Origin of the sequence: Martinezella miluonensis (assembly GCF_900094545.1) — a bacterium.
GTDB classification, from domain to species: domain Bacteria; phylum Pseudomonadota; class Alphaproteobacteria; order Rhizobiales; family Rhizobiaceae; genus Rhizobium; species Rhizobium miluonense.
In genome coordinates this window covers 1-11,064 of the sequence record NZ_FMAH01000080.1, presented here as the reverse complement: position 1 = coordinate 11,064, position 11,064 = coordinate 1, and the positions used below count along the sequence as shown (strand labels likewise).

Below are 11,064 nucleotides of genomic sequence, written 5' to 3'. Positions count from 1 at the left end.
TTCAACAAAATCGAAACGCCACCTTCTCAAAAGCATCAATCCGCAAACACAAAACCCGCCGAAAATATCGACGGGTTTGTCAGCGGTCTGAGGCCGCGCTCTCAGGCGGGGCCTTTTCTTTTCAACCTATCACGGCCCAGCGTTGTTACGCACGGGCCGTGATCAAATATCTTAATGACGCTTCTTGCGCACCGGCTTTGCGCCCTTCACAGGCTTCTGTGGGCCTTGGTCGAAGCTAATCTGCACGATCGTGAAGCCACCGGAGCCGCCGGCGACCTGGATATCATTGTCGGTAAACAGGAACTGCGCCGTGGTCTCGCCCGGCGGGATCTCGGCGACATAGTTGATGGTCTTGCTGTAAAGGGCGTTGTCGTTGTCCATGACGGCGACATGGATCGGCAGGGTCACCTTGCCCGAGCTGCCCATCGGGCCGGCAACCAGACGTCCCTGCGCTACGACGTTAATGCCGAGGCTGGTGCCGTCGCTGGTGCACTGGCGGGTCGCCTGAGCCAGCGAGGCCTGGTAGATCAGCTGCTTCGGATCGTCCTTGGCGCCCTTGGCGTAGGTGCGATAGACCGAGTCATCGTCCCGGATAACCGCCTGGGGGCACTTGCCGGCGATGTAGGCCTGACCGCCCGTCGGCGTGGCACCCGGAGCCGCAGCTTGCGGCGCAACCGTTACTTCCGTTGCGGGCTGCTTGTCATTGTTGCCGCCAATACCCAGAGTGCTGCAACCCGTCAGCAATGCCAGAAGCGAAGCGGAGAAAAGACGACGCGAAACCTTGCCAAACACTATTATTCCACCCTCTCCATATATTTCACATTATCGGTCTGCAGCCTGTCAAACGGGCCTTTTATGACACTTGGCGTTGGTCTATACCAGCGACGCAACGAAAAATCGATTGGGTAGACACCGTTTTGGCTCACTTTTCGAGATCGACAGATTGCCGGAAACAACCTCCACATGGCGCCGATCCCGCGCGCCTTGCGCAAACGCGAAAACCACGCGGCTGATCCGACGCAAAAAGACGGGCCGCCGTCGCTTCGTTCCTCTACCCTCTCAATCGATCACTCAGGCAATTTTGCGACCAAAGGAATTCTAAACCGTGGACTACATTTCAACGCGGGGAGAAGCCCCTGCCCTTGGCTTCTGCGACGCCCTCCTGGCCGGTCTTGCTCGCGATGGCGGGCTTTATGTTCCTCGTGAATGGCCGACGCTGCCGAAAAAGGAAATCCGCGCCTTTCGCGGCAAGAGCTACCAGGAGGTCGCTTTCGCCGTCCTGTCGCCCTTTACCAATGGCGAGATCCCGGCGGATGTCTTCCGCGGCATGATCGACGATGCCTATGCCACCTTCCGGCATCCCGCGGTGGCGCCCCTCGTCCAGACCGGGCCGAACAGCTTCGTCATGGAGCTTTTCCATGGCACGACACTCGCCTTCAAGGACGTCGCCATGCAGCTGCTCGCGCGGCTGATGGACTATGCGCTGGAAAAGCGCGGCCAGCGGGCAACCATCGTCGGTGCCACGTCGGGCGATACCGGTGGTGCAGCGATCGACGCCTTTGCCGGACGTGAGCGCACCGACATCTTCATTCTCTTCCCGCATGGCAAGGTTTCGCCGGTACAGCAGCGCCAGATGACCACTTCGACGGCGGCGAACGTTCATGCACTGGCGGTCAAGGGCAATTTCGACGATTGCCAGAACCTCGTCAAAGCCATGTTCAACGACGCCGCCTTCCGCGACAAGGTCAAGCTGTCCGGCGTCAATTCGATCAACTGGGCGCGGATCATGGCGCAGGTGGTCTATTACTTTACGACGGCTGTCGCGCTGGGCGGCCCGGATCGGAAAATTTCCTTCACGGTGCCGACGGGCAATTTCGGCGACATTTTTGCCGGCTACGTCGCCAAGCGCATGGGCCTGCCGATCGAACGCCTGGTCATTGCCACCAATGAAAACGACATCCTCGCCCGCATGCTGAAAACCGGCCGCTACGAGATGCGCGAAGTCAAAGCCACTACCTCGCCATCGATGGATATCCAGATCTCCTCCAACTTCGAACGGCTGCTGTTCGAAGCCAACGGCCGCGACGCCTCCAAGGTGCGCGCCGCCATGGAGAGCCTGAAGCAGTCGAACGGTTTTTCGATCAGCGAAGAGGCCCAGAAGTTCATCAAGAAGGACTTCCGCGCCGGTCGCGCCAGCGAGAAGCAGGTGGCGGAAACGATCCGCAAAACGCTTGCCGATACGGGCTATCTGCTCGATCCGCATACGGCGATCGGCGCCTTCGTCGCCGAGAAGAACGAGCGGTCGACAAGCCCGATGGTGACGCTTGCGACCGCGCATCCGGCAAAATTCCCTGCCGCAGTAAAATCCGCCTGCGGTATTGACCCGGCGCTTCCGACGTGGCTTGCTGGTCTGATGACCAGGGAGGAGCGTTTCGACATTCTCGATCCGGAGCTTATGGCCGTTGAAAGCTTTATCGGCAAGCGCACCCGGGCCGGCGAATAACAGACGCGGAAAGACAGGCGATGACAGTGGAGTGCACCCGGCTTGCGTCCGGGCTGACAGTAGCGACCCAATCGATGCCACACCTCGAAAGCGTGGCACTCGGCGTTTGGATCAAGTCGGGTTCGCGTAACGAGACCGAGGCAGAACACGGGATCGCCCATCTGCTCGAGCATATGGCGTTCAAGGGCACGGCGCGGCGCAGCGCCCGGCAGATCGCCGAGGAAATCGAGAATGTCGGCGGCGAAGTCAATGCCGCCACTTCGACCGAAACCACCTCTTATTATGCCCGCGTATTGAAGGACCATGTGCCGCTCGCCGTCGATATCCTTGCCGATATCCTGACCGAATCCGCTTTCGACGAAGAGGAACTCGCGCGCGAAAAGCAAGTCATCCTGCAGGAAATCAACGCTGCGAACGACACGCCCGACGACGTGGTCTTCGACAAGTTTTCCGAGGTCGCCTATCGCGGCCAGACGCTCGGCCGCGCCATCCTCGGCACGCCGGAGACCGTCGTCTCCTTCTCGCCGAAACAGATTCGCCACTATCTCGACCGCAACTATACGACCGACCGCATGTTCGTCGTGGCGGCCGGCGCAGTCGATCACGAAAGCTTCGTGCGTCAGGTCGAGGAGCGTTTCGCCAGCCTGCCGACGAAACCGTCCGCTCCGCCCGTTATCGAGCCTGCCCGCTATATCGGCGGCAACATCCGCGAGACGCGCGACCTGATGGATGCGCAGATCCTGCTCGGCTTCGAAGGCCGCGCCTATCACACGCGCGACTTCTACTGTTCGCAGATCCTCGCCAATATTCTCGGCGGCGGCATGTCTTCGCGCCTCTTCCAGGAAGTGCGCGAATTCCGCGGCCTCTGTTATTCGGTCTATGCCTTCCACTGGGGCTTCTCCGACACAGGCATCTTCGGCATCCACGCCGCGACCGGCGGCGAGAACCTGCCGGAATTGCTGCCCGTCATCGTGGCCGAGCTGCACAAGTCGTCCCACGACATCCAGCAGCAGGAAATCGAGCGCGCCCGCGCGCAGATTCGTGCGCAGCTTCTGATGGGCCAGGAAAGCCCGGCCGCTCGCGCCGGTCAGGTCGCCCGGCAGATGATGCTCTACGGCCGTCCGATCCCGAATCAGGAGATGCTTGAGCGCCTGCAGGGCATCACCATCGAACGCCTGACCGATCTTGCCGGCCGGCTGTTCTTCGATACAGTACCGACGCTTTCGGCGATCGGGCCGCTGGAACAGCTTGCACCGATGGAAGACATCGTCACGTCGCTGTCGTCACCGGCGCGCGCCTCCAAAAGCGCGAGCGGCTAGGGGCACGCCGCGAGCCGATGGGTTCAATTCTCGGGGGAGTGCTTGGCGGCATGCAAAAATCTGTCTTTCGGTTTCTCTCACGTCATCCGGACGCGGTTGAACTCGAAGACGACACATATTTGCTGCGCCTGCCGCGCTACTCCGATTTCAACCAGTGGCACAGGCTGAGGGCCGAAAGCCGGCGCTTTCTGGAGCCCTGGGAGCCGACTTGGCGGCATGACGAGCTGACGGAGGGCGCCTATAGGGCGCGCATCATCAGGGGCAAGCAGGAATACAACTCCGGCCAGGCCATACCGCTCTTCATTTTTCTCAGGGAAAACATGACGCTGGTTGGCGGCATCACGATCGGCTATATTCGCCGCGGTGCTGCGCAGAGCTGCATGATCGGATATTGGATGGGCGAGCGCTATTCCGGTCAGGGCCACATGTTCGCCGCACTTCGGTTGGTTATACCCTATATCTTTTCCGGACTTGAGTTGCACCGTATTGAAGCAGCCTGTATTCCGGATAACGAGCGTAGCATGCGGCTTTTAGAAAAAGCCGGTTTCCAGCGGGAAGGTCATTTGCGCGGTTATCTTAAAATCAACGGTCAGTGGCGCGACCATGTGATGTTTTCAAGGCTGGCATCCGACGCCGGCCCGAATCAAAGCACCGACCAGCGATGATCGCCGGATTCATGCAGACGCGGCACATGGCCTGGCGGCTACGCGCGCCGATCGCAGCGCTTGCGGCAACCATGCTGCTGTTGATCGCTGGAATGGCGCAGGCAGCCGAGCCCGTAAAGATTTCGCGAGACGATACCGCTCTCGACCTGACGGCAACGACGGAAATCTACACCAATCAGGGCGAAGCTTTTCAGGTTTCGACGGCGGCCGGCGCCGACGGCATTCGCCGACGCATCGAGGTCAGATCCTCTTCGGCGAACCACCAGGGCGACTGGGCGGTCTTTGCGCTCGCCAACGTTTCTGAAGAGCAGCTCGAGCGCGTCATCGTAGCCCCGCATTTCCGCCTGGTGAATTCCAAGGTGTTCTGGCCCGACCTCGGCTCGCAGCGCATCGTCGCCATTACGCCGAGCGAAGGTTTCGCGCTCGACCGTCAGCCGAGCGACGAGGCGGACGTTTTCCGCATCACGCTGAACCCCGGCGCCGTCGTTACCTTCGTTGCCGAGCTTTCGTCTCCGAACCTGCCGCAGCTCTATCTCTGGGAACCGAACGCTTACAAAGACACGGTCAACGCCTTCACGCTCTATCGTGGCATCGTGCTTGGCATCGCCGGTCTGCTGGCTGTCTTCCTTACCATTCTCTTCGTCGTCAAGGGCACGTCGATGCTGCCGGCGACGGCGGCGCTCGCCTGGGCGGTGCTCGGCTATATCTGCGTGGATTTCGGCTTCCTCGGCAAACTCATCAGCATAACCTCCAGCGATCAGCGAATATGGCGTGCCTGTGCGGAGGTGGCGCTCGCGTCGAGCCTGGTGATCTTCCTGTTCACCTATCTCAATCTCAATCGCTGGCATGCCCATCTCGGCTATGTGACGCTCGCCTGGGTCCTCGGCCTTGCGTTGCTTTTCGGCGTGGCGATCTACGATCCGTCGATCGCGGCCGGCATCGCGCGGCTGTCGCTGGCGCTGACGGCGACGGCCGGCCTGCTGCTCATCATCTATCTCGGCTTCAGCCGCTATGACCGCGCCATCCTGCTCGTGCCCGCCTGGGCCTTGATCCTCGTCTGGCTGTTCGGGGCCTGGATGACGGTCATGGGCAAGCTCGACAACGACATCATCCAGCCGGCGCTCGGCGGCGGCTTGGTGCTGATCGTCCTGCTGATCGGCTTCACTGTCATGCAGCACGCCTTTGCAGGCGGCGCTTTCCAGCAGGGTCTATTCTCGGATCTGGAGCGGCAATCCCTAGCGCTGACCGGTTCCGGCGACACTGTCTGGGACTGGGATGTGGCACGCGACCGCGTCGTGACAACGCCCGATATCTCGATGAAGCTCGGCCTTTCGCCCGGCACCATGCATGGCGCAGCGCGCAATTGGTTGCCGCGACTGCATCCCGATGATCGAGACCGTTTCCGTGCCACGCTCGACGTGCTTTTGGAACATCGGCGCGGCCGGCTGAACCACGAATTCCGCATTCGAGCCGAGGATGGGCATTTCCACTGGCTGTCGATTCGGGCCCGGCCGGTGCTTGGGTCGAACGGCGAGATCATTCGCTGCGTCGGAACCATCGTCGACATCACCGAGCAGAAGAACTCGATCGAGCGGCTGCTGCATGACGCAGTCCACGACAATCTGACAGGATTGCCGAACCGCCAGGTCTTCCTCGACCGCCTGCAGTCCGTTCTGACGCTCGCATCCGATGGAAATCAGTTGCGGCCGACAGTCATGATGATCGATATCGACCGCTACAAGCTCGTCAACGATACCCTTGGTTTTGCTGCAGGCGACAATATCCTGATCGCGCTGACGCGGCGTCTTCGCCGTCTCATGAAGCCGCAGGATACGCTGGCCCGCCTTTCGGGCGACCAGTTCGGCCTCATCCTCGTTTCCGAACGCGATCCGGCCAAGGTCGCCGATTTTGCCGATGCGATTAGCAAGGCGATCATGGTGCCGATCAATTTCGCCAACCGCGAGATCATCCTGACGGCATCGGTCGGTCTGACATCGTGGGTCGATCAGCAAGAGAACGCGGCCGGTATGCTGAGCGACGCCGAGCTTGCCATGTACCGCGCCAAGCGCGCCGGCGGCAATCGTGTCGAGCCGTTCCAGCCGGCCTTCCGCAGCTTCGGCACCGACCGGCTGCAGCTCGAAACCGATCTGCGCCGCGCCGTCGAGCGCAAGGAGCTTTCGCTCGTCTACCAGCCGATCGTGCGCCTTGAGGACGCTGAAGTCGCGGGCTTTGAGGCGTTGATGCGCTGGGAGCATCCGAAGCGGGGCAATATCCCGCCATCGGAGTTCATCCCGATCGCCGAGGCTTCCGATATCATCGGCCCGCTCGGCATGTTCGCGCTGGAGCAGGCCACCAACGATCTGAAGGCATGGCAGCGACAGACCGGTGACCTGCCGCTGTTCGTCTCCATCAATCTTTCCAGCGTGCAGCTGCTCAACAACGAGCTTTATGACGATATCCGTGCCCTGCTCGCCAAGACCCATTGCGATCCGCACCGGATCAAGTTGGAGCTGACGGAATCGCAGGTGATGGAGAATCCGGAACAGGCGCGGCTCGTGCTCGACAAACTGCGCGACGCCGGCATCGGCCTGGCGCTCGACGATTTCGGCACCGGCTATTCATCGCTCGCCTATCTAACCCGCTTCCCCTTCGACACGATCAAGCTCGATAAGGCGATGGTCCGCGACGACAGCGACAAGAAGGCGGTCCTGCTGCGCTCGGTCATTTCCATGGCGCGCGAGCTCAACATGCGCGTGGTTGCCGAGGGTATCGAATCCGAAGAGGATGCGCTGGAGCTTGCCAAGATCGGCTGCACCTACGGCCAGAGCTTCATCTTCGGCCCGCCGATGGGTTCGGATTCCGTGATCCGTCTGTTGAAGGAACGCTTTCCGCTGACGAGGCGCGCTTAAGGCATTTCCCCAATCATCGTCGATGACTTGCGGCGCCTATCCGGCGCCGCCAACCAGTTCCCGTATATAGTCAAGCTTCACGACCACGGGCGGCGAGAGAATGAATGGATAGGAATCCGGTTGGCCCATGCTGCGCTGGATGGAATTGATTGCTACGCTCAACGGGATCCAGGCCTTGACGAGCTGATCGGCGCTTTCGGCCTTGTAGGGATTGAAATCCACTTCTGTGGCCATGTCGTGATAGCTATGGGGGTCGATCGCAAGGCCGAAGGAACGCGCCGTTTCCAGCGTGTCGACGATATGCACATAATGCGCGAAGCATTCGGCAAAATCCTCCCAAGGATGGGAGCTTGCATAGGCGCTAATGAAGCTTTCCTGCCAGTTCGCGGGCGGGCCGTTATCATAATGGACCTGAAGCGCCAGGCCATAATCGGCACGCTCGTCGCCGAAGACGGCACGAAAGGTATCGAACTGGCCGCGGTCTCGAACGAGCTTATTCCAGATGAAATGCCCGGTCTCGTGGCGGAAGTGACCGAGCAAGGTGCGGTAAGGCTCGTTCATCGAGGTGCGCGCCTGCTCGCGCGTCACATCGTCAGCTTCAGCAGCACGGATGGCGATCAGCCCCTCCTCGTGGCCGGTCATGGCCGGGACGACGGTGTCGCCCTGTACTTCATCCTCCAGGAAATCGAACACCAACCCGCCTTGAGGATCTTCCGTCCGATCGGGAAGCGGCAGGTTCCAGCGCAGAAGGGAATAGAACAAATGCCGCTGAGCCTGCCCGATGCGCCGCCAGCGATCTATCCCCTGCTCCATGTCGGTGTTTGGTACAAGGCGATTGTGACGGCAGGCGACGCAATAGGGCTGCGGATCGTCCGCATCGATGAGCCAGTCGCAGATATCGAGTCCGGCATTGGCGCAGAAACGGACGTGCCGTGCCGGTTCGGAGACGAGATGCCAGTTCGAATCGCCATCGGCTTCCAGAGCATGAATTGCCAGACGATCCGGAACGAAGCCGAGCTGATGGCCGCAACGGACGCATTGCCTATTGTCGAAATGCACAGGTTGACCGCAATGGTCGCAGGTGAAAAGCCGCATGCTTCCCTCGCAAAATCTATCGGCCACGGCAAAGAGCCTGCCACGTTTCCGAAACAGGCGAGGCGCAGCAGCGATTATGGATTGGTAAATACAAGCAGCCGATCACATCCGGTCGACGGCGCCCTCGACCTTATCTTCGGCCTTGCCGGCGATTTCGTTCACCTTGCCGGATACCTTGTCGGTCGTAGTGCTCATGTCTACGCCTCCTTGGCCGGCACGGCGGTATTGCCGTCGCTCCTTCAGGAAAACGTGACGAATGCCATTTCGTTCCGAAAGAATGTGGATCGGCTCAGCTGTGACCCGCATGCGGCGATAGCATCGCAGCATTGATTCCCATCAGCGCCAAGGCACGCTCATATTTGTTGTCGAGGCTGCGATCGAAGATCAGTTCTTCCTTTGCCGGGCAATTCAGCCAGCCATTGTTGCTGATCTCCGCCTCGAGCTGCCCTGCCCCCCAGCCGGCATAGCCGAGCAGCATGGTGGCGCGTTTCGGCCCGCTTCCCTTGGAGATGGCCCGCACGATATCGAGCGTCGCCGTCAGGCTAATATCGTCGCTGACCGGAATACTGCTGTCGCTGAGATAATCGTCGGAATGCAGAACGAAGCCGCGGCCGCTTTCAACCGGACCGCCGGTCTGGATCGGGAAATCCCGTGCGTCCGCCGGAAGGACAATGGCATCTTCGTCCTTGATCATGTCCAGATGCAAAAGGACATCCGTGAATGTCAGCTTCTGCGGCCGGTTAATGACGAAACCCATGGCCCCGGCATCGGAATGAGCGCAAATGTAAATGACCGTCCGATTGAAGTTCCGATCTTCCATGCCGGGCATGGCGATCAGGAACTGACCGTCGAGCAAACCTCTTTCGCGTCTATTCTTCAGCGTCGATAGGGACATCGTGCCTCCTGACCGCAGTTCATAAATGCACCGCTAAAAACAAGATGAGGCAATGTCATAAATCAATCAACTGAAAATGATCATTTCTTGTTTATGCGGCGCTGGCTCCATTCCGTCCGATCCGTTAAGTCCTGTTTTCATGATCGGATTTGCTACCTTCACCCGCCTATCGACCCTATCAGCCGCGGCGCTTGCCGCCACTCTCTGCCTCGGCCTTCCTGCCCGTGCCGCGATGAGCAACTGGGTTGACAACCAGGGCGGCCGCATGCGCCTTGTGGCGCTGCCGCCGGACACGCAGGGCCACATCCGCGCCGCTTTGCAGATCGAACCGCAGCCCGGCTGGATCACCTATTGGCGCGAACCGGGCCAGAGCGGAATTCCGCCGCAGGTCACCCTCAAGCCCGGAAGCGGCGTGACGCTGGAGAAAGCCAGCTATCCCATTCCAAAGCAGATCATCGTCGGCAACATACATGAGATCGGCTACGACGCGCCGGTGACGCTGCCGCTCGATTTCAAGATCGAAGGCAAGTCTCCAGCAAAGCTGGAATTGACCGCCTTCATCGGCCTCTGCAAAGAGATCTGCATCCCCTTCCAGGCGGATTATTCCCTGTCACTGCCAGCTGACGAACAACCGACGACGCATGAACTGGCCCTGCTGGACGCGGCGAAAGCCTCGCTGCCGCAGGCGCCATCCTCCGATTTCACCGTTCAGGGTCACAGCCTGTCGGCAGATGCGCAAAGCCTCTCGCTCCACATCATTTTACCGGAAGCGGCCGGAGATGCCCCGGCGGTTTATGTCACCGGTCCTGCGGGTTATGTGTTCTTCCAACAAGCGAATGCGAAGCGGGAAGGCACCGCCTACTCGACCGATATTGCTATCGGCAAGCTGCCGAAGAACTATGATATCAAGGGCAAAACCTGGGGCGTTCTGGTCGTCGACGGCGACCGTGCCATGGAAACTAGCCTTGCGTTGAAATAGGCCGGATCTATAGTTCTGCCCGACAATTTCTGTCCAATCGGAGGCGGTTCAAGCGCCCCGAAATCTTGTCCCAAGGAGAGAGTCATGACCATCGCAATCGGCGATAAACTGCCCGCCGCCACCTTCAAGGAAAAGACCGCCGACGGCCCGGTCGAGATCAGCACCGAGCAGCTCTTTGCCGGCAAGCGCGTCGTGCTCTTCGCCGTTCCCGGCGCTTTTACGCCCACCTGCTCGCTCAACCATCTGCCGGGCTATCTGGAAAATCGCGACGCCATTCTCGCCAAGGGTGTCGATGATATCGCCGTCATCGCGGTCAACGACTGGCATGTGATGGGCGCCTGGGCGCAATCGTCCGGCGGCATGGGCAAGATCCATTTCCTCGCCGACTGGGACGGCTCCTTCGCCAAGGCGCTTGGCCTCGATATCGACCTCTCCGCCGGCGGCCTCGGCGTCCGCTCGAAGCGTTACTCCATGCTGGTGGAAGACGGCGTGGTGAAGACGCTCAACATCGAGGAAAGCCCTGGCCAGGCAACAGTTTCAGGCGCTGCGGCGATGATCGAGCAGCTTTGATCGCCAATTTCAGCTAGAGATGAAAGGGCGCCTCGACCAGCCTGTGTGGAAACGTTTGGAGGCTCCGGTTTGACCGGGGCCTCTTTTGGTTTCTGGGTCTATGCGGGTTTTGATGTTATGTTTATGGTG

General features: G+C 60.2%; 9 protein-coding genes. 6 read left to right on the top strand and 3 right to left on the bottom strand.

Annotated elements, in window-relative coordinates:
* Window positions 1-171: 171 nt before the first annotated feature.
* Window positions 172-792, bottom strand: coding sequence for a hypothetical protein (locus GA0061102_RS31840; RefSeq protein ID WP_092856614.1), 621 nt, complete (start codon window positions 790-792; stop codon window positions 172-174).
* 313 nt (window positions 793-1,105) lie between these two features.
* Between GA0061102_RS31840 and thrC the strand changes: the two genes are divergently transcribed.
* From thrC to GA0061102_RS31820, 4 genes are read left to right on the top strand one after another with little or no spacing between them, the layout of a single operon-like run.
* Entirely contained in the window at window positions 1,106-2,503 is a 1,398-nt protein-coding gene (thrC, locus tag GA0061102_RS31835; RefSeq protein WP_092856612.1) for a threonine synthase, read from the top strand.
* A 20-nt stretch (window positions 2,504-2,523) separates the two neighbouring features.
* Window positions 2,524-3,822, top strand: coding sequence for a M16 family metallopeptidase (locus tag GA0061102_RS31830; RefSeq protein ID WP_092856611.1), 1,299 nt, complete (start codon window positions 2,524-2,526; stop codon window positions 3,820-3,822).
* Between the two features lie 50 nt (window positions 3,823-3,872).
* Entirely contained in the window at window positions 3,873-4,487 is a 615-nt protein-coding gene (locus tag GA0061102_RS31825) for a GNAT family N-acetyltransferase (protein WP_092856608.1), read from the top strand.
* The gene (locus tag GA0061102_RS31820; RefSeq protein WP_092856605.1) at window positions 4,484-7,396 is read left to right on the top strand and encodes an EAL domain-containing protein; all 2,913 of its coding nucleotides are present in this window, start codon (window positions 4,484-4,486) and stop codon (window positions 7,394-7,396) included. Before GA0061102_RS31825 ends, GA0061102_RS31820 begins: the two co-directional genes overlap by 4 nt.
* A gap of 36 nt (window positions 7,397-7,432) precedes the next feature.
* Here GA0061102_RS31820 and GA0061102_RS31815 read toward each other — a convergent pair whose 3' ends face one another.
* Window positions 7,433-8,491, bottom strand: a complete 1,059-nt coding sequence (locus GA0061102_RS31815) for a zinc-binding metallopeptidase family protein (RefSeq protein ID WP_092856603.1) — start codon at window positions 8,489-8,491, stop codon at window positions 7,433-7,435.
* Between the two features lie 289 nt (window positions 8,492-8,780).
* Window positions 8,781-9,386: a YqgE/AlgH family protein gene (locus GA0061102_RS31810; protein ID WP_092856600.1), complete on the bottom strand. Its 606-nt coding sequence runs from the start codon at window positions 9,384-9,386 to the stop codon at window positions 8,781-8,783.
* Window positions 9,387-9,525: 139 nt separating this feature from the next.
* Between GA0061102_RS31810 and GA0061102_RS31805 the strand changes: the two genes are divergently transcribed.
* Both GA0061102_RS31805 and GA0061102_RS31800 read left to right on the top strand, forming a co-directional pair.
* A complete protein-coding gene (locus GA0061102_RS31805) occupies window positions 9,526-10,365 on the top strand; it encodes a protein-disulfide reductase DsbD domain-containing protein (RefSeq protein WP_167668109.1) in 840 nt (279 codons plus the stop codon).
* 84 nt (window positions 10,366-10,449) lie between these two features.
* The gene (locus GA0061102_RS31800; protein WP_092856597.1) at window positions 10,450-10,935 is read left to right on the top strand and encodes a peroxiredoxin; all 486 of its coding nucleotides are present in this window, start codon (window positions 10,450-10,452) and stop codon (window positions 10,933-10,935) included.
* The last annotated feature ends 129 nt before the right edge of the window (window positions 10,936-11,064 follow it).

What these genes read in the sequence shown, in the direction of transcription:
- GA0061102_RS31805 (WP_167668109.1), top strand. Translation starts at nt 9,526, where the DNA reads ATGATCGGATTTGCTACCTTCACCCGCCTATCGACCCTATCAGCCGCG.
- GA0061102_RS31815 (WP_092856603.1), bottom strand. Translation starts at nt 8,491, where the DNA reads ATGCGGCTTTTCACCTGCGACCATTGCGGTCAACCTGTGCATTTCGAC.
- GA0061102_RS31820 (WP_092856605.1), top strand. Translation starts at nt 4,484, where the DNA reads ATGATCGCCGGATTCATGCAGACGCGGCACATGGCCTGGCGGCTACGC.
- GA0061102_RS31825 (WP_092856608.1), top strand. Translation starts at nt 3,873, where the DNA reads ATGCAAAAATCTGTCTTTCGGTTTCTCTCACGTCATCCGGACGCGGTT.
- GA0061102_RS31810 (WP_092856600.1), bottom strand. Translation starts at nt 9,386, where the DNA reads ATGTCCCTATCGACGCTGAAGAATAGACGCGAAAGAGGTTTGCTCGAC.
- GA0061102_RS31800 (WP_092856597.1), top strand. Translation starts at nt 10,450, where the DNA reads ATGACCATCGCAATCGGCGATAAACTGCCCGCCGCCACCTTCAAGGAA.
- GA0061102_RS31830 (WP_092856611.1), top strand. Translation starts at nt 2,524, where the DNA reads ATGACAGTGGAGTGCACCCGGCTTGCGTCCGGGCTGACAGTAGCGACC.